Raw genomic sequence first — 18,597 nt, 5'->3', positions numbered from 1 at the left:
CCGTTTCCAACAGCCCGTTTCTAGAAAAGGAGTTTTCTCATGACCGAGTTCGGTGTCCATTCTGAAATTGGCAAATTACGCAAAGTAATCACCTGTCAGCCGGGACTTGCACATGCTCGCCTGACGCCTGCGAATGCCGAACGGCTTCTGTATGACGACGTTCTATGGGTGCAGGAGGCTCGCACCGACCATGCGGATTTTCGCATGAAGATGAGCAATCGCGGCGTCAAGGTTTACGAATTTCAGGACCTGCTCGGTGCTGTCGTGGCCAAGAAGGAAGGCAGAGCATGGATCCTGGACAGACGTGTCACCGAAGACAACGTCGGTATCGGCATGTTGGACGAACTGCGCGGCTGGCTCGACGAGCTCGCGCCCGATCAGCTTGCCAACTTTCTCATCGGGGGGATCGCCGTACATGACCTGCCGTTCTCCACCGGAAGCATGTTTGGCAGCTATCTTGGTGTACACGGCTTCGTCTTGCCACCCTTGCCCAATACGCAATTCCCGAGAGACAACAGCTGCTGGATCGGACAAGGCCTAACCCTAAATCCAATGTACTGGCCGGCGCGGCGCCCCGAGACCCTGCTTGTTGCGGCAGTCTATAGGTTCCATCCCGAATTCGCCGGCGGCGACTACAAGGTGTGGTGGGGAGATCCCGATACGGATCATGGACCCGCCACGCTCGAGGGTGGCGACGTGATGCCATGGGGTAACGGCACCGTACTCATCGGTATGGGTGAACGAACGACCCCCCAGGCAGTAGGCCAGGTCGCCCGAGAGCTTTTCAAGAACGGTGCCGCCAAGCACGTCGTGGCGTGTCAGATGCCCCGGGCTCGTAGCGCAATGCATCTTGATACTGTTTTTTCTCACTGTGACCGAGACATCGTTACGGCGTTTACCGAGGTTTGCGACCAGATTCAGGGTTACAGTCTTCGGCCGGGCGACGCACCGAACCAGATCGATGTGAGGAAAGAAGACAAGCACCTCTTCGTCATCGCAGCTGAAGCCTTGGGGCTGAAAAAACTTCACGTCGTTGAGACTGGCGGCGACGTCTATCAACAGGAGCGTGAACAGTGGGACGACGGCAACAATGTTGTCGCTCTAGAGCCCGGAGTGGTGGTCGCCTATGACCGCAACACCTCGACCAACACGCAGCTCCGCAAGGCGGGCATCGAAGTCATCACAATTCGGGGCTCGGAACTTGGCCGCGGCCGCGGTGGCGGACACTGCATGACCTGTCCAGTCTGGCGCGATCCGGTCGCCTTTTAAGTACACTAATTACAGCAAATGCCGGCAAGGAGACGACAGTTGGCTTATAATCTAAACGGGCGCAGCTTTCTGAAGCTGCTGGATTTCGACCAGCAGGCGGTACGACACCTGCTTGAGCTTTCGCGCGATCTCAAACGCGCCAAATACGCCGGTACGGAGCAACAGCATCTGAAGGGCAGGAATATTTGCCTGATCTTCGAAAAGTCCTCCACGCGCACAATGTGCGCCTTTGAAGTGGCAGCGATGGATCAGGGTGCGGGTTACAGTTATCTCGGCCCGTCGGGCACACAGATTGGTCACAAGGAGTCCATGAAGGACACCGCGCGAGTTCTCGGGCGCATGTACGATGCGATCGAGTATCGCGGTTTTGGTCAAACCGTTGTCGAGGAGTTGGCATCGTATGCCGGCGTTCCGGTGTTCAATGGGCTGACCGACGAATTTCATCCGACGCAGATGCTGGCTGACCTGATGACAATGCGCGAACATGCGGACAAGCCCTTACAGAAAATTTCCTACGCCTTCGTCGGCGACGGCCGCAGCAACGTGGGTCACTCCCTCATGATCGCCGGCTGTCTGATGGGCATGGATGTAAGGATTGGCGCTCCCAAGACCAATTGGCCCAGTGATGAATTCATCGGCCCAGCTCGCGACCTGGCCGCCCGATATGGCGCGACCTTGACCATTACAGAAGACCCCGCCGAAGCTGTTAAAGGCTGCGATTTCATAAGCACGGACGTATGGGTTTCAATGGGGGAGCCGGACGAGGTTTGGGAAGAGCGGATCCGGCTGCTGAAACCCTATCAGGTCAATGCCGACCTGCTCGCGGCGTCTGGCAACCCGTTGGTAAAATTCATGCACTGTCTACCCGCATTTCACAACGCCGAGACTGAGGTCGGCCGCAAGATCTCTGAGAAGTTCGGCATCTCGGAGATGGAGGTTACCGATGAGGTTTTCGAATCTCCGGCAGGCATCCAATTCGACCAGGCAGAAAACAGGCTGCACACGATCAAGGCGATTCTTGTCGCCACGATCGGGCGTTGAGCGATGCGGATCGTCGTGGCGCTTGGAGGCAATGCGCTCCTGCAACGAGGCGAACCTCTGACCTCGGAAAACCAGCGAGCAAACATCGCTATCGCGGCGCGCGCGCTAGCACCGCTCGCCGATCATCATGAACTGATCATCTCGCATGGCAACGGTCCGCAGGTCGGATTGCTTGCCCTCCAGGGTGCGGCATACAAGCCGGAAGAGGCTTTCCCCTTGGACGTACTCGGTGCCGAAACCGAAGGTATGATCGGCTATATGATTGAACAGGAACTCGGCAATCTATTGCCGAAGGAAAAGTCCTTGGCGACCATTCTTACGATGATCGAAGTGGACCCTGCCGACCCTGCCTTTGCCGATCCATCAAAATTTGTCGGACCCGTTTATGTAAAAGAAGAGGCGCAACGCCTGACGCGCGAGAAAGGCTGGACCGTAAAGCAGGACGGCAAGCACTGGCGTCGCGTAGTCGCCTCCCCACTTCCCAAACGGATATTTGAAATACAGCCGATCAGGTGGCTCATGGAACGCGGCGTACTGGTTATCTGTACCGGAGGTGGTGGGATACCGACCGCATTTGACGACCACGGGCTCTTGCACGGCGTTGAGGCGGTGATCGACAAGGATTATGCTAGCGAATTTCTTGCTCGAGAGCTTGATGCCGATCTACTTGTCATGGTTACCGACGTTCCCGCTGTATTTGTTGATTGGGGGATGCCAACCCAGCGCGCCATCCGGAGCGCGTCCCCAGATTTATTTACCCGATACTCGTTCGCGGCAGGATCGATGGGGCCGAAGGTCGCTGCGGCATGTCAGTTTGTAGCCGTAACAGGCCGGAAGGCCGCAATCGGTGCGCTTGCAGACCTCGCTTCGATCATCGAGGGACAAGCCGGCACCACGATCATGGGCGACGTCCAAGAGATCGAGTGGGCGCTGCCGGAAAAATGAGGGACTCATGATCCGCCGATTGCTTGTTTTGACTATGGCCCTCACCCTTGGTTCTGCAGAGAGTATAAGGGCACAGACCCCAAATGCTGGGACACCACAACCCACGGAAATTTCCGCCGAGCAACTGCATGCTGCACACCAAGCCCATGATCGTGGCGACTATGCCTCTGCCCTGAGAATATGGATGCCGCTGGCGGATAAAGGAAATGCCAGAGCGCAGACAAACCTCGGGGTAATGTACGCGAACGGCCATGGCGTGCCTCTAGACTATGGTGCCGCAGCCGGTTGGTTCCGTAAGGCGGCAGAGCAAGGGGACACCGCAGGGCTGAATGGCCTCGGCTATCACTACGACATGGGCCATGGTGTACCACAGGACCACGTGCGGGTGCACAAGTGGTACAGCATGGTTGCCGCCAACAGCAGTGAAGCCTACCGGCTAAACAGCACGAAAGAGGCAAGCGGCGCCACCGCATCGATAAAACGCCCCATCGAAGCCAATACTTCGCAGGGATTGGCGAGCTTACAACAGTCATATTCAAGAATCAAAGCCAACTTGCAACAACGGCTTTTCAGGCACACCTTCGGTATTGCCCTATTACTCCTATTAGGAGTGATTATTGCGACCTCAGTTGCATTTCTGATAAAGATAAAAATATCCCGGCTCATGTAAACACCCCCCCCCGCCACCAGCGCCCGCTTGCGACCAGACCTCCGAGCCTCCGCCCGATGACTTTCGGCTGGACCCGGTAACGCCTGAATAGGGGCGTTTGCGCGGCTTTCGCCGCTCCACCAGGCCCAAAAATAGCAATCCGGCTGCAAGCGAATGTTAGCTTGCATTTATCAGATCGCGACGGGGTGCGATCCGACCAGCCCCGTAGTAGCAAAACGACACCGACCAAAGGCAAGACGACATGCAGCATTATCAAGAGGGCAGCACCTACAAAAAGGGCTCGATCACCTTGGGTGGTGCGGTGGCGATGGGCACCGGCGTGATGATAGGGGCCGGCATCTTTGCTCTGACGGGCCAGGTCGCGCAGCTGGCCGGGCCGCTCTTTCCGCTCGCCTTCATCGCGGGCGCGATCGTCACCAGTTTCAGTGCCTACAGCTACGTCAAGATGTCGAACGCCTGGCCCTCGGCAGGCGGGATCGCGACGATCCTGCAGAAATGCTACGGCCCAGGCGCGGTCGCCGCCGGCGCGGCGCTGTTGATGGCGCTCAGCATGATCATCGCCGAGAGCCTCGTGGCCCGGACCTTCGCCACCTATGTCCTGCGGCCCTTCGATATCGTCGGCGGTCCACTGGTGCCGATCCTCGCCGTCGCCGTGATCATGTTCGCCTTCCTCGTCAACATCGCAGGCAACCAGTCGGTCGGACGCTTCTCGTTGGTCATGGCGGCCATCAAGGTCGGCGGCATCGCGCTGTTCGGCATCACCGCCCTCTGGGCCAGCGGCTTCCAGTTCGCCGCGGCATCAGAGACCATGCCGGACGCGACGCCGGTGGGCTTCATCGCATCGATGGCGCTGGCGATCCTTGCCTTCAAGGGCTTCACCACCATCACCAACAGCGGAGCCGAGGTCACTGACCCGCACAAAAATGTCGGCCGGGCGATCATGATTTCGATCGCGCTCTGTGTCCTCGTTTATCTGCTCGTGGCCTTCGGCGTGGGATCGAGCCTGACCATCGACCAGATCGTCACCGCCCGGGACTATTCCCTGGCGGAAGCGGCCCGGCCGGCGCTCGGCCAGACGGGCTTTTATCTGACGGTCGTTCTGGCTGCGGTCGCGACGGCTTCCGGTGTGCTGGCCAGCGTTTTCGCGGTGTCGCGCATGCTGGCGATGCTGACCGAGATGAAGATGATCCCGCATCGGCATTTCGGCATGCCCAGCAACATTCAACGTCACACACTGGTCTACACCGTGGTCATCGCCTCGATCCTGGCGATCTTTTTTGACCTCGGCCGGATCGCCTCACTGGGGGCCTTTTTCTATCTGGTCATGGACATGACCGTGCACTGGGGCGTGTTTCGTTTCCGCCGCAAGGAGGTCGGTGCCACAGGGGCCGTGATCCTGGCTGCGCTTGCGTTCGATGCCGTGGTGCTTGCGGCCTTCACGGCCATGAAGCTGAAAAGCGATCCAACCATTGTACTCTATGCAGGCGTCGCCATCGCTGCGGTCTTCGCCTTTGAACGGATGTATCTGTCACGCTGGTTGGCACCGCAGACGGCACCCGATCACTGAGACCGGACCGGGCGATGGCTTAGGCGACCGACCCAAGGCGCGGGGAACAAGGGTTCGAGCGCTGACGCCAACCCTGACAGCCGAACCTGTGCGCCCGGCGGTTCTGGTTGCCTGGCAGGCCCGCGATCCTGCTGCGGCTGGCGTCCGTCGGGTGCCCGACTATTGCGGGCGCAAGGCGGTGACCTCATTGACCCCGTCGTGGACCGAGACTTCAAAGGCGACCCGGTCTCCAACCCTGGCGTCCGCCAGCACAGCCGCCGGCGCGGTGAAGGTCATGGCCATGGCGGGCCAATCCACGGCCGGGATCGCGCCATGATCGATGGTGACGGTGCCGGCCGAGGCGTCGACCGCCGTAATCACGCCTGAGCCGGCTCCCATCATGGCGGCCTGACGGCCCTCCATCGGCATGCCGGACATGTTCGACGCCATCGGCATTTCAGAAGCGGACGTCGGATCGGCCGCAGGCGCTGTTTCGGGCTGGCCGCAGGCGCTCAGGCCGAGGGCGGCGACGGCCGACAGGATCAGGGCATGGTTCATGGTGTTTCTCCTTGGGTCGATGTCAGGACGCGGCGTCTGCGACGCCGCAGCAGCAGATAGCCTGCAGGGATAACGAGCATGGACAGCAAAGGTGCCGTCAGCATGCCGCCGATGACCGGGGCGGCAATGCGGCTCATCACCTCTGAACCGGCCCCGTGGCCGATCAGGATGGGGAATAGACCGGCAAGAATCACCGCCACGGTCATGGCCTTGGGTCGCACCCGCAACAGGGCACCCTCGCGGACGGCGGTCTCGACCGCCGCCGGTTCCGGGTTCGGTCCCCGCTCGTTGAGCGCGGTCTTCAGATAGATCAGCATGACCACCCCGAACTCGGCCGACAGCCCGGCCAGGGCGATGAAGCCGACGCCGGTGGCGACCGACTGGTGATAGCCCAGCAGATACAGCAGCCACACCCCACCGGTCAGGGCGAACGGCAGGGTGGCCATGATCAGGGCCGCCTCGTCGAAGCGTCCGAAGGTCAGATACAGCAGGAAGAAGATGATCAGCAGGGTCGCCGGAACCACAATCTTCAAGCGCTCGGCCGCGCGGGTCAGATATTCGAACTGCCCGGAGTAGGCGATGGTCACCCCCGGGGTCAGCTGGACCTGATCGGCCACCGCCTGCTGCAGATCGCCGACGACCGAGGCCAGATCGCGGCCGCGGACATCGATATAGACCCAGGTCGTCGGGCGCCCGTTCTCGGATTTCAGCATTGGCGGACCATCCGCGACCTGAAGGGTCGCGACCGTCCCGAGGGTGATCTGCTGGCCCGATGGCGTCAGGACCGGCAGGGCGCGAAGCTCCGCCAGGCTGTCACGCATCTCGCGGGGATAACGGACACTGATCGGATAGCGGGCCAGACCCTCGACCGTCTGGCCAATGGTCTCACCCCCGACGGCCCCGGAGACGATGCTCTGAACGTCCGCGATATTCAGGCCGAAGCGCCCGGCCGCCTGTCGATCGATGTCGACATTGACATAGCGCCCCCCCGTCAGCCGTTCGGCCAGGGCCGAGCTGACGCCCGGGACGGTCTTGGCCACCTCGGCGACCTGGGCGGCGATCCGGTCGAGGGCCTGAAGATCGGCACCGGACACCTTGACCCCGATCGGGCTCTTGATGCCGGTGGCCAGCATGTCGATACGGTTGCGGATCGGCGGCACCCAGACATTGGCCAGTCCGGGCACGCGCACTGCCGCATCCAGTTCCTCGATCAGCTTGTCCGGCGTCATGCCGGGCCGCCACTGGTCACGCGGCTTGAAGCGGATGATCGTTTCGAACATCACCAGCGGCGCAGGATCGGTCGCCGTATCCGCGCGACCGGCCTTGCCGAACACAGTCTCGACTTCGGGCACGGTGCGGATCATCCGGTCCGTCTGTTGCAGAAGTTCGGACGCCTTGGCCGCCGACAGGCCCGGCAGGGCCGACGGCATATAGAGCAGGTCGCCCTCATCCATTGGTGGCATAAACTCGCCGCCCAGCTGGCTGATCGGCCAGGCCGAGCTGGCGAACACGACCAGGGCGATCAACAGGGTCGCGCGCGGGCGACGCAGGACCCAGTCGAGCGGTGGACGGTAGATATGCGTCAGCCAGCGGTTGATCGGATTGCTCTGCTCGGCCGGAATGCGCCCGCGGATCAGATAGCCCATCAGGACCGGCACCAGGGTGATCGACAGGATCGCCGCCGCCGCCATGGCGTAGCTCTTGGTGAAGGCCAGCGGCGCGAACAGCCGCCCCTCCTGGGCCTGCAGCGTAAAGACCGGAATGAACGACAGGGTGATGATCACCAGGCTCAGAAATAGCGCCGGCCCCACCTCCGCCGCCGCCTCGGTAATCACCCGCCAGCGGGCCTCACCGGCCAGCCGTTCATCGGGATGGTCGTGCTCCCATCGCTCGATATGTTTGTGCGCGTTCTCGATCATGACCACGGCAGCATCGACCATAGCCCCGACGGCGATCGCGATGCCGCCCAGCGACATGATGTTGGCGTTGACGCCTTGTATGCGCATCAGGATGAAGGCCGCGAGCACCCCCAGCGGCAGGGTGATGATGGCGACCAGGGCCGAGCGCGCGTGCCAGAGGAACAGGCCGCAAACCAGGGCGACGACGAAGAACTCCTCAAGCAATTTTGTGCTGAGGTTTTCGATCGCGCGATCGATCAGGTGCGAGCGATCATAAACGGTCACCACCTCGACCCCGGCCGGAAGCCCCGCCTTGAGCGTTTCGAGCCGTTCGCGCACCGCGGTGATCACGGCCTGGGCATTTTCGCCCGACCGCAGGATCACCACCCCGCCGGCCACTTCCCCCTCGCCGTTCAACTCGGCGATGCCGCGACGCATTTCCGGGCCGATCTGGATCGTGGCCACATCGCCCAGCTGAACCGGCACCCCGCCGGCGGCCGTGCGGATCGGCACCGCGCGGAAGTCATCCAACGTGGTCAGATAACCGTTGGCACGGACGATATATTCAGTCTCGGCCAGTTCCAGAACGGAGCCGCCGGCCTCGCCATTGCCCTGCCGGATCGCCGCCACCACCTGCTGGTGGGTCACGCCGTAACCGGCCAGTTTGGCGGGATCGAGCACCACCTGATACTGGCGCACCATGCCGCCGATACTGGCGACCTCGGCCACGCCCGGGACCGTCTTCAGTTCATAGCGCAGGAACCAGTCCTGCAGGCTGCGCAGCTGCGACAGATCATGCTGACCCGTGCGATCGACGAGCGCATATTCATAGACCCAACCGACCCCGGTGGCGTCCGGCCCCAGGGCCGGGCGGGCGGTGTCGGGCAGGCGGTCCTGGACCTGGCTGAGATATTCCAGCACCCGGGAACGCGCCCAGTAGAGGTCGGTGCCGTCCTCGAACAGCACATAGACATAGCTGTCGCCGAAGAAGGAATAGCCGCGCACCGTGCGGGCTCCGGGCACCGACAGCATGGTGGTCGCCAGCGGATAGGTGACCTGGTTCTCGACGATCTGCGGCGCCTGGCCGGGATAGGAGGTACGGATGATGACCTGCACGTCCGACAGATCCGGCAAGGCGTCGACCGGTGTGTGGCGCACGGCCCAGAGGCCGCCGGCGACCAGCGCCAGCGCCGCGAGCAGGACGAGGAATCGCCCCTTGACCGAGGCGCGGATGATGGCGGCGATCATCGGCCCGCCTCCCGCCGGGTCAGACTGCGGATCGTGGCCTTGCCGTCGACCATGTCGAACCCGAAATCGACCTGACTTCCCGCGGAGATGCCGGCCAGAGGCACCGCGTCCGCCACAGTAAAGGTCATCGTCATGGCCGGCCATTGCAGCGCGGGCACAGGCCCGTGCGCCAGGGTAATCGAACGCCCGTCGATGGCCTGAACCCGGCCGCTTGTCCGGTAGATCTGGGCCGGCGCTGGAGCCGTCGTCGCCGACGGCGCCGCGGCCTGCGCCAGGCTACGCGCGGTGACCCCGGACAGGCTGGCCTCCGAGTCGAACAGGAACTGGCCCGAGGCGACGACACGCTCGCCGTCACGCAGTCCAGCGAGGATTTCCGTCTGTCCGCCGGCCTCGCGCCCGACCCGGACCTCGGCCGGTTGATAACGCCCACCCTCCATGGCGAGCATGACGAGGTTGCGCTGGCCGGTGCGGATCACCGCCTCCGAAGGCACCAGCAGGGCCGGTGTCGAGGACCCGCCGAACGTGATCTGTCCGTACATGCCGGGGCGCAGGCGACCGCCCGGGTTCCGCAGCTCGACCCGCGCGGTCAGGGTCCGGCTGTCGCCGGTGACCTCGGGCAGCAGGGCGGTCAGTCGACCGGTCATCCGTTCCCCGGGAAAGGCGGCCAGGGAAACGTCGACCGACCGACCGACCCGGAGTTGACCGGCCAGAGCTTCTGGCACCGCCGCGTTGAGCCACACGGTCGACAGACCGTTGATCTCGGCCAGGGTCAGGCCCGCGGGTACACTCATGCCGGCACGCACGCCCAGGGTGCGGATGGCACCACTGATGGGACTGGTCATGGTCACCGTGGTGCGCGGGCGACCGGTTCGCTCGACCGCGACGATCAGGGACTCCGGCATACCCAACAGAACCAGCCGTTGGCGCGCCGCCAGGATCAGTGCGGCATCGTCCGTGCCACGGACCGCGAGATATTCGATCTGGGCACCGCCCCAGTCCGGAACCAGCAGATCGGCCAGCGGAACGCCGGCAGCGATCACGTCACCGGGCGCGCGCGCATAGACCCGCTGGACAAAGCCGCTGGCCCGCGCCTGCACGATCGCGACATCCCGCTCGTTGTAGTCGACCACCGCGCTGGCGGTCAGATCCCCGTCGAGCGTTCCGGACCGAACCGTGGCGAAGCGGACACCCAGGTTCTGGACCAGCGCCGGGTCAATGCGAACGCCGGCCGCCGCGCCCGACTCCTCGTCGGCGTATCGGGGCAACAGTTCCATGTCCATGAACGGTGACTTGCCCGGTTTGTCGAACCTCTGACCCGGGGTCATCGGATCATACCAGTACAGGACCTCACGCTCACCCGCGGAGGCGGCGACGGGATCGGCGTTGCCCGGGCCGAAGCGCGCCAGCGCCAGACCGGCCGCGCCGCCGATTACGATCAGGCCGGCGGCCGCGGCCGCGAGCTTCAGATTCTTGCGTTCAAACCGGATCATTGGTCTTGTCCATAAATCAGGGTGAATCGGACGGCGCGGCGCGCCACATCGGCTTCCTTGTCGAGGGCGTCCAGCCGGCCATTGGCCAGGGCGGTGAAGGCGTCCAGCACCTCCATGATCCCCGCGCGACCCGCGCCGTAGCTGGCGGTTTCGAGATCGGCACGCGTCCGCAGATTGGGCAGGACCACGTCGCGGGCCCGAACCCAACGGGTCCGCGCGACGTCATATTCAGCCAGGTCTGCCTGCAGAATCGCCGTCCACTCACGTTCCGCCGCCTCTCGCTCAGCGGAGACCCGTCGGGCGTCGGCGGCGCGGGCCGCGATCACCGGTGCCTGACGACTGCCCTGGAACAGGGGCAGGCTGACACTGGCACCGACGGAGATCAGATCGCCGAACATCGGATCGCGGCGGGCATAGCCGGCCTCGAACGCCCAGTCAGGCCGGCGGGCTGCCCGCGCCAGATCGAGGTCGGCCTCGGCCCGGTCCTGTACAGCGCCATAGGCCCGCAGCGCCGGCAGCCGGGCGAGATCAACGTCGAACACGTCGGGCTCAAGGTCGATAGACGGGGGCGATCCACTGGCGCTTGGCAGCGGATCGCCCGTCCACCGGGACAGGTTCGCCCGCGCCCGAACGAGGTCGACCCGCAAGCCGTCACGCCGGTCATCCAGGGCGGCGCGCAGTTCGACTGGCCCCAGGCTCTGCGCCGGTCGGTTCGCGCCCGAGGCGACGCCCGACGGGGCTGCCTCCCACAACGGGTCGAGGGCGGCGAGCACATCGTCCATCTCCACCAGTCGCTGTGCGGCATAAAACAGATCGATCCAGGCTTGGCCGGTCGCGACCTCGACATCCCGTAGGGTGATGCCCTCCCGTGCGCGAGCCACGCCGATATCGGCCTCGGCAATGCGGCGTTCAGCGCGACGCCGCGCGCGGCTGGGCACGGCCTGTTGCACACCGATCTGGAGTTTGGTCATCTCGATCTCGCCAAACCGCCCGGCTGCGGGGCCCGAAACCGGAAAGCCGTCGAGGCCAAAGCTGAGCCGCGGGTCCGGCAGCCGTCCGGCCGCCTCGGCCGAGGCCTCTGCCGCCTCCACCCCCAAAGCACTGGCGTGGACGGCCGGAGCGTCTGAACGCGCCAGGGCGAGCGCCTGCGTATAGGTCAGGGGTTCAGCACGCGCGGCGCTCGCGGCGGCCAGCGCACAGCTGACCAGGGCCACACGGGCCCAGGTCGGCGCGACAGGACGCGCCCGACCGGTTATGGATTTCAACACGATGAAGCTCCGGACACATCCGCCCCATTGGAGCGAAGGTCAGCTGTTCGAAACGGTCCGCTGACGCCGGGACGCCACACAGACCCGCGAATACAGGGTCAGGCTTCGGTTTTTGGAGGGGTCCGGGGTGGCGCTGTGACGAATTCGGTCAGACGGACCGCCACGCCGCCGTAGGATGGCGAGGGACCCGAAACGGGTCGATCCAGCGACGGCTCGCTCGAAAACACCGGCGAGACCATTGTGCAGCCCATCTTGGCGATACAATCCGCCGTCATGTCCCTGCACGGCGGCTGCTTCTCGGTCGACGCGGCGTCCGTCGGTCCCATCGCCATCTCGGCGCAGTGCGCCATATCCTGTGCCAGGGACTCGACGGACACCGGAGTCGCCCGCGCCTCCGCCTGGCCGAGAAAGCCGGCGAACGCCAGGGAGATGATCACAATGCGCAGCAGGCTCCACATGGCAAAACAATCCCACCTTGCCGGCGGCCGCACAATCCGGTTTCTGCGCAAATTGACCATCATCAAGTCTCCGGACCAGAAAGGAGAACTCCCGGCGCAACGGGTTGCGGATCGGGAACCGGCCTATGAGCGACTACCCGCTTTTGGACCGGCGCAGGTGCATTGCGGCCCAAGCTCCATCCCGCACTCCAGCGTCGATGCCGCGGAATGATGGCCGACGCGGACATCAGCTTCTGATCGAGCCGCTCCAGTTCGACCTCATGCTGGCGCTGGCCGCCGCGATCAGTCGCCTCTTGTTGACCGTTTCACGGCACGCCAGGATTTGATGTCCCGAGCGATGCGTATCCACAACAGGATGAATCCCGAGACGACGATGCTCAGCGTCAACGCAGTGGTGGCGATGATCAGGGGGTGATTGAAGTCCTCGCCGTCGTTCCAGTCCATGACATGGAGCCGCCAGAAGAAATCGAATATCCGCCAGACGCCGGAGCGGCGGGTCACCACCTCGCCTGTCGCCGGCGACAGGTAGAAGCTGGTTTTCTCGCGATCGGCGAAGTCCACCCGCCAGAGAGGTCCCGTCCGGCCCGTCTCCTCAGGTGCCGTACCCAGAAGGACGGCACCCGATACCGCGGCTTCACCCCGATAGGCGGTCTTGGCGTACGCCGAGACTTCTGCGGCCGACAACGGTCCGAATGGTCGCCCCGTCAAGGCGGACACGATCACGGGTTCGCCCTCAGTCGGCTTCATGGTCCAGGCCGGCCCGCGGGGCGTGGTGTGCAGATCCGCCTGCGTCGGTGCCACTCCGGCTTGTCGAGCAATCTCGTTGAGCGACGGCAGGCCGGCCAGCACCAGCGGGACGGCGGCCTGTTCGGCCACGCGGTGCTCGCTGCGGACCGTCTCGATCGGAATGGCCACCATCACCAGGCCGCCGCCGACCCAGAACAGGACCTGGAGACCGACGACCAGCGCGATCCATTTGTGCAGTTGGGTAGAGAGCTTGAGGACTTTCATGAGGTCTTCCGTCTAGACGTGGCGCGCGAAGACGCGCGTGCCGCCGCCTTTCAGGATCAGCAAGGTCTCATAGGCCTCGCGCCGACCGTCGGGCACCTCCATCCCCGGCGAGCCCAAGGGCATGGCCGGCACCGCGAGGCCGAGAGCGTCGGGACGCTCCGCGAGCAGCCTGCGCACGTCCTCGGCGGGCACATGTCCCTCCAGGACATATCCTTCGATCACGGCTGTATGACAGGCCGCCAGCGAGTCCGGGACGCCCCTGTCGCGGCGAACCGCCCCGGGGTCGGCCACCTCAATTGTCCGCGCCTGGAACCCCGCGCCCGTCATGTGCGCGACCCATGCACCGCAACAGCCGCAGGTGGGCGATTTGTAGACGGAGAGGTCCGATGAGGGACGCGCGGTCTGTGCACAGGCTCCGGTGGCCGCGGTGGCCGCGACGCTGACTCCGGCGATCAGAAGGGCCCGGCGGGAAAACGGCTCCGTCATCGTCTCATTCCTTCATTGGTCAAGAGCAAGGTGAGTCTGGTTGCGTGAGCTCAGGCCGCCGGACGAATGGGTCGGGCCGACGAATGATAGACGTCGAAACGCCATTGGTCATCGCGTTTGCGCAACACGCTCGTGGCGACGCCGCGGCGCTCGATCGGGGCCCGCGCGGCGTCCTTGAAGGTGATATGATAGGTATAGGTCTCGCTTACGAAGGCGGTGTCGCCGTCAACCTCCACCGTCATCTGATGATTGCGAAACTCGAAGCCCGCCAGATCGGCGAACTCCGGCCCGAGATGGTGCTCCAGATAGTAGGCGAAGGTCCCCTCGACCCCGCCGTTCTCGAAGATCTCCGAGTCCGGCCAGAACAGGGCCGGAGTCTGTGACACATCCATCCGCGTGATGGCGTCCTTGTAGGCCGTCACGACGGTGCGGACCTGTTGCTCGTCCGTGGCGTGAGCCTGGGCGGAAGTGGCAAGGACGGCGGCGAGCGCCAGTCCGGCGAGGGCTGAGCGAAACGTCATGGAACAGTCTCCTGGTTTGCCGGAGTCGCTGGAGCGAACCGGTTGAGCGAATGGACGCGGGCACCGCGGCCGGGCGGCGAAGTCGGCGCTGGGTGGACCAAGATGATGATCCGAAGGTCGCGCCGATAGTCGGCGTCAGAACATGAGATGTTTCATACCGTGGGTCAGCATGCCGCCCAACAGGGCGTTCACCAGAATGGCGGAGGCGGTGACGGTCAACATCCCGATATAGACCAGTTCCCGCCGGCGCCCCGGCTTGCGGACCCAGTATTCCTTGGCCCACCAGCTCAACAGGCCAAGCACCGCGATCCCGGTCCCAAGCCATCGATGGTAGGTATGGGTCACGTCGTCATTGCCGGGCATGCCCATGGCGAGCCACCCCAGCGCCACAGCGACGAGGGCCGAGATGGCGGCCAGGGCGATGATGACGCGCGTGCCCTGGGTCAGAACCGGCCGACGCAGCGTCAGGGCCGCGATCTCGAGGAGGGCAGCGACCAGGAACAGAGCGATGGGAAAATGCACGGCCGCCGGATGCATGGCACCCAGCCAGCGGAACAGGCGTTGCGGAAAGGTCTTGGGCGCGGCGGCCGCCGCCATGCCCGCGTGATCCATGTCCTGCGCCATGCCCGCATGGTCCATGTCCCGTACCATGCCCGGCATGACCACCATGTCTGCGCCGGAGGTGGGCGCTGCGGCAGCGACCTGGGCTTGTGCGACCGGCTTGTCGTGATCCTCATGCGCGAAGGCGGGCGTGCTGACCATCAACGCCAGCAGAATGGCGAACCCCGGTAGAAATTTGCGTAATCCCATAGCCTGCTCCGATCGTGTTCCTTCTGCTAACTACGCACCGGAACGTCGGCCCCCTCGCCTGAGGGGTTGACAGGGTTTCCGCGTAATAGGGATTAGGGGCGACAAGGAGAGTGTTGGATGACGCGCAATCTGGATGATCTTCTGAGGCGATCGGCGGCCACGCCCGTCGAGGGGTCACTCGACGGGCTCGAGCCGCTCGTCTGGAGCCGGGTCGAGATACGCCGCAGTGAAAAGCTCGCCTCACAACTGCGTTTCGGGGCGGTGGCCATGGCCCTGGCGACCGGCCTGACCGCCGGCGGCGTCGGCGCTGTCGCCGCGCCCCGACCGCCCGGTGACATGGCCATCTTCACCCTCGATGCCGGCCTGTCGCCGCTGGTGAAACTGGACACCCGCCGGTGATTCGCGGTTGGCGCGCCATCGCCCTGACGGCGGTGCTGGCGGCGCTCGCCGGCGGGGCGGGCACCTGGATCAGCGCCAGCTGGGTGCTGGCTCGCCGGGAGCCGCCGTCGTTGCACGACATCGTGCACCATGATCTCAAGCTGTCGGCCGGCCAGTTGACCCGCATCGAGGAGATCGAAGTCCGGTTCGCGGCCCGGCGGCCCGCAATGGAAGCCGATGTTCGCGCGGCGAACCTGGAGCTGGCCAGAGCCATCGAACAGAGCGACGGCGACAGTCCCCAAGTCCAGGCCGCGGTGGATCATTTTCACGTCGCCATGGGCGCGCTCCAGAAGGAGACGATCACGCACGTCTTCGAGATGCGATCCGTGTTGACGCCCGCACAGGCCAAGGTCTTCGACGACCGCCTCGTCGCGGCGCTCACGCCCGACGAAAACTAGCCGCCCGGGTGGAGAGTCCAGGGGAAGTTTCCGCCCGCGCCGCCCGCGGCGATCGTGCAGCCTTCAGCGAATTGATGCGGCAGACCAAGGCTGCCTTGTTTCGGGTCATCCGTCGCTATGTCGGCGACGAACAGGAGGCGTGGGATCTCCTGCAGGAGACCTACGCCGCGGCCTGGATCAGCATTCGCCGCTACGATCCCGCGCGCCCTTTCGAGGCCTGGCTTCGAACGATCGCGCTGAACAAATGCCGCGACTGGAGCCGCCGCCGACTTGTCCGGCGATTGATCCGCGGTGGTCTCGACCTGTCGTCGCCCGAAGCCCTGGCGGTGCCGGACGGAGCCGAATCAGCGGATGACCGGATGGAGGTCAGCGGCCGGCTGGCCCGACTGAACGAAGAGATGAGCCGCCTGCCGCCGCACCTCAAGGCTCCGCTTCTGCTCACCGCGATTGAGGGGCGCAGTCAGGCGGAAACGGCGGGGATTCTCGGGATTTCCGTCAAGACCGTGGAGACCCGCGTGGCCCGCGCGCGACGCAAGCTGTCCGACGCCCTGCGCGACACGACGGCCGGCCCGCACGTTCCCAAGGGATCGCTCTGACGTGCACGGGGCCCGTCGCCGGTACCCATCGTCGCGACGGAACCCGGAAGTGAGGACGATCGCCTTCACCAGGCGAGGGCTGCGGCGGGCATGCGCGTATTCCTGATATGAAGGTGCCGCTCGCTCCCGCGGGCGACGCCGGAAAGCCAAACCCGTTCGTCGTCGGCGTCGCCAGGAACAGAGCCTGATCTTCGCCCCCATTCTAGGAGCTATTCACATGAGAATCCTGGTCCTTTCCGCCATCGCGGCAGTCGGCCTGTCCGCCTGCCAGCCGGCCGCCGAGCCACAACCGGTCGACGCCCAGGCGGCACCGGCCGCTTCAACGGTAGCCCCCGTGGACGCCGCCCCGTCGGCCATGCCGGAGCCGATCCCGGCACCCCCGACCGCGGTGTCCGGGCCGACGGCGGTGCCGAAGACCTCAGCGACCCGGCCGGCTCGCCCGGCCCCGGCACCCGCGCCCGCGCCCACGTCACCGCCCGTTGATCCGATGGCCGGCCATGACATGTCCAAGATGGACGGCATGACCATGCCGCCCAGCCAATAAGCCGCATAGGCAGGAGTTCTCCCATGAAACATTCAGTTCTCGCCGGCCTGGCCAGTCTCGCGGCGCTCGCCCCCGTCTCGCTCGCCCAGGCCCAGACCCATTCCCACGCGGGCATGTCGATGCAGGATCACGCCGCCATGCAGGCCCCGGCCAGCGACGTCACGACCGCGCCTGCGGACAATGCCATGCTGGCCGCCGCGCCGACCGCGTTTTCGGTGACGTTTCCGCACGCGATGACCCTGACATCGCTCAGGCTGACAGGCCCCGCCGGGCAGGCCACGGATGTGGCGGTCCCCGCGGACGCGTCGCCCGCGCCCACGGTCAATGCGTCCCTGCCCGCCTTGGCGCCCGGATCCTATTCCGCCGCCTGGGCCGCGATGGGGGCCGACGGCCACCATATGAATGGCGTCGTCCGCTTCATGGTTCACTGAAGGGCCGGCCACCCACCTCCTGAAAGGTCGGAACCTGATTTGAAAGAGCGTCGCGCAGTCTACTGCGCGGCGCTTTTCGTTCCGTCCGGAGTCATCTCGCCGATCTGGCCGCGCCCCGCCAAACGTCGACGACATGGATGGCCTTGCCGGACTCGCCGCTGCGCGGCTCAGACCTCCTCCAGGGACCAACCCCGGGGACCGGGGAGGCAGACGGCGAGGCTTTCGAATGTCCGCACATGGATATCCGTTTCACAACGATGACTTGCGTCTCCAGGTGACCTGTCCGGATCGAACAAGACCGTGCGACAGCCCAAGGCCCTGGCCGGGCGAATATCCCATTCCAGACTGTCGCCGATCACACAGACGGTCGCCGGGTCGACGGCCAGGGCCTCGAACGCCTGTCTGAACGCAGCGGGATCCGGCTTGCCGACGCCGACCTCCCCCTCGATCTGGATATGGTGGAAACGCGATGTCAGGCCGAACCGCTCGATCTTGGCGCGCTGCAGCGGACCGGTTCCGTTGGTAAGAAGCGCCAGCCGGTATCCTGCCCTGCCCAGATGAGCCAACAGGGCGTCCGCACCCGGCTCGAGCCGCATGTCACGGTCGCGTTGAAGGCTGAAGGCGTCAGCCATCCGCTCGGCGACCTCCCGAGACGGTGGTTGCCAGCCGCTTCCCTGTAACGCCTCGAACGCGTCGGCGACAATGATGCGCCGAGCCTCGGAGGGATTCAGCCGACCAAGGGCATGCCGTTTCGGATCGCCCCAGAACGCCTGTCCGGCCCGCGTCAGCGCACGCACCGCCTCCTCCTGATCAAGCGCGCCCAGTTGAGCTTGAAAGCACCGACAGACGGTTTCCCATAGCAGGTCCGGACGGCGGTAGGCCGAGATCAGGGTGTCGTCGAGATCCATCACGACAGCCCGGATGTCTCTGAATACCTCCATCCCGAACCCTGCTCCGCGACCCGTCGCGAT

General features: G+C 64.8%; 20 protein-coding genes. 10 read left to right on the top strand and 10 right to left on the bottom strand.

The window, feature by feature from the left end; translation table 11 throughout:
• Positions 1-39: 39 nt before the first annotated feature.
• The 5 genes from AAC050_RS00580 (at position 40) to AAC050_RS00560 (ending at position 5,492) form a co-directional block, all read left to right on the top strand.
• Positions 40-1,269 carry an arginine deiminase gene (locus AAC050_RS00580; RefSeq protein ID WP_339913104.1) on the top strand — a complete coding sequence of 410 codons (1,230 nt, stop codon included), beginning with the start codon at positions 40-42 and terminating at the stop codon, positions 1,267-1,269.
• Positions 1,270-1,308: 39 nt separating this feature from the next.
• The gene (gene argF, locus AAC050_RS00575; RefSeq protein ID WP_339913103.1) at positions 1,309-2,310 is read left to right on the top strand and encodes an ornithine carbamoyltransferase; all 1,002 of its coding nucleotides are present in this window, start codon (positions 1,309-1,311) and stop codon (positions 2,308-2,310) included.
• A 3-nt stretch (positions 2,311-2,313) separates the two neighbouring features.
• Positions 2,314-3,255: a carbamate kinase gene (arcC, locus tag AAC050_RS00570; RefSeq protein WP_339913102.1), complete on the top strand. Its 942-nt coding sequence runs from the start codon at positions 2,314-2,316 to the stop codon at positions 3,253-3,255.
• Between the two features lie 7 nt (positions 3,256-3,262).
• Positions 3,263-3,925, top strand: coding sequence for a tetratricopeptide repeat protein (locus AAC050_RS00565; RefSeq protein ID WP_339913101.1), 663 nt, complete (start codon positions 3,263-3,265; stop codon positions 3,923-3,925).
• A gap of 241 nt (positions 3,926-4,166) precedes the next feature.
• Positions 4,167-5,492, top strand: coding sequence for an APC family permease (locus AAC050_RS00560; protein ID WP_339913100.1), 1,326 nt, complete (start codon positions 4,167-4,169; stop codon positions 5,490-5,492).
• 159 nt (positions 5,493-5,651) lie between these two features.
• Here AAC050_RS00560 and AAC050_RS00555 read toward each other — a convergent pair whose 3' ends face one another.
• The 9 genes from AAC050_RS00555 to AAC050_RS00515 form a co-directional block, all read right to left on the bottom strand.
• Entirely contained in the window at positions 5,652-6,029 is a 378-nt protein-coding gene (locus AAC050_RS00555) for a copper-binding protein (RefSeq protein ID WP_300443915.1), read from the bottom strand.
• The gene (locus AAC050_RS00550) at positions 6,026-9,175 is read right to left on the bottom strand and encodes an efflux RND transporter permease subunit (RefSeq protein ID WP_339913099.1); all 3,150 of its coding nucleotides are present in this window, start codon (positions 9,173-9,175) and stop codon (positions 6,026-6,028) included. The genes AAC050_RS00555 and AAC050_RS00550 overlap by 4 nt, the downstream gene beginning before the upstream one ends.
• Entirely contained in the window at positions 9,172-10,665 is a 1,494-nt protein-coding gene (locus tag AAC050_RS00545) for an efflux RND transporter periplasmic adaptor subunit (protein WP_339913098.1), read from the bottom strand. Before AAC050_RS00545 ends, AAC050_RS00550 begins: the two co-directional genes overlap by 4 nt.
• Positions 10,662-11,933, bottom strand: a complete 1,272-nt coding sequence (locus AAC050_RS00540; protein WP_339913097.1) for a TolC family protein — start codon at positions 11,931-11,933, stop codon at positions 10,662-10,664. The genes AAC050_RS00545 and AAC050_RS00540 overlap by 4 nt, the downstream gene beginning before the upstream one ends.
• A 98-nt stretch (positions 11,934-12,031) precedes the next feature.
• Positions 12,032-12,391: a hypothetical protein gene (locus tag AAC050_RS00535; RefSeq protein ID WP_339913096.1), complete on the bottom strand. Its 360-nt coding sequence runs from the start codon at positions 12,389-12,391 to the stop codon at positions 12,032-12,034.
• Between the two features lie 282 nt (positions 12,392-12,673).
• Complete coding sequence (locus AAC050_RS00530; RefSeq protein ID WP_339913095.1) at positions 12,674-13,402, bottom strand: PepSY domain-containing protein; 729 nt, start codon at positions 13,400-13,402, stop codon at positions 12,674-12,676.
• Positions 13,403-13,414: 12 nt separating this feature from the next.
• A complete protein-coding gene (locus AAC050_RS00525) occupies positions 13,415-13,888 on the bottom strand; it encodes a DUF411 domain-containing protein (RefSeq protein WP_339913094.1) in 474 nt (157 codons plus the stop codon).
• 50 nt (positions 13,889-13,938) lie between these two features.
• Positions 13,939-14,409: a nuclear transport factor 2 family protein gene (locus tag AAC050_RS00520; protein WP_339913093.1), complete on the bottom strand. Its 471-nt coding sequence runs from the start codon at positions 14,407-14,409 to the stop codon at positions 13,939-13,941.
• Positions 14,410-14,544: 135 nt separating this feature from the next.
• Positions 14,545-15,219 (bottom strand): DUF2231 domain-containing protein, encoded by a 675-nt coding sequence (locus AAC050_RS00515; protein WP_339913092.1) that lies wholly within the window; start codon positions 15,217-15,219, stop codon positions 14,545-14,547.
• Positions 15,220-15,336: 117 nt separating this feature from the next.
• Here AAC050_RS00515 and AAC050_RS00510 point away from each other — a divergent pair, with 117 nt between their 5' ends.
• The 5 genes from AAC050_RS00510 (at position 15,337) to AAC050_RS00490 (ending at position 17,626) form a co-directional block, all read left to right on the top strand.
• On the top strand, positions 15,337-15,618 hold the full coding sequence (locus AAC050_RS00510) for a hypothetical protein (RefSeq protein WP_339913091.1): 282 nt from the start codon (positions 15,337-15,339) through the stop codon (positions 15,616-15,618).
• On the top strand, positions 15,615-16,055 hold the full coding sequence (locus AAC050_RS00505) for a periplasmic heavy metal sensor (RefSeq protein ID WP_339913090.1): 441 nt from the start codon (positions 15,615-15,617) through the stop codon (positions 16,053-16,055). The genes AAC050_RS00510 and AAC050_RS00505 overlap by 4 nt, the downstream gene beginning before the upstream one ends.
• 8 nt (positions 16,056-16,063) lie before the next feature.
• Positions 16,064-16,651 (top strand): RNA polymerase sigma factor, encoded by a 588-nt coding sequence (locus AAC050_RS00500; RefSeq protein WP_339913089.1) that lies wholly within the window; start codon positions 16,064-16,066, stop codon positions 16,649-16,651.
• Positions 16,652-16,868: 217 nt separating this feature from the next.
• Entirely contained in the window at positions 16,869-17,195 is a 327-nt protein-coding gene (locus tag AAC050_RS00495) for a hypothetical protein (RefSeq protein ID WP_339913088.1), read from the top strand.
• A 23-nt stretch (positions 17,196-17,218) separates the two neighbouring features.
• The gene (locus AAC050_RS00490) at positions 17,219-17,626 is read left to right on the top strand and encodes a copper resistance CopC family protein (protein WP_298747070.1); all 408 of its coding nucleotides are present in this window, start codon (positions 17,219-17,221) and stop codon (positions 17,624-17,626) included.
• 167 nt (positions 17,627-17,793) lie between these two features.
• Here the strand turns inward: AAC050_RS00490 and AAC050_RS00485 are convergent, their stop codons facing one another.
• The gene (locus AAC050_RS00485) at positions 17,794-18,567 is read right to left on the bottom strand and encodes an HAD family hydrolase (RefSeq protein WP_298747067.1); all 774 of its coding nucleotides are present in this window, start codon (positions 18,565-18,567) and stop codon (positions 17,794-17,796) included.
• Positions 18,568-18,597: the final 30 nt, after the last annotated feature.

Source organism: uncultured Brevundimonas sp. (assembly GCF_963974615.1).
Lineage (GTDB): Bacteria > Pseudomonadota > Alphaproteobacteria > Caulobacterales > Caulobacteraceae > Brevundimonas.
The sequence above is the reverse complement of the archived record's forward strand: the minus strand, read 5'-3'. Positions and strand labels throughout refer to the sequence as shown.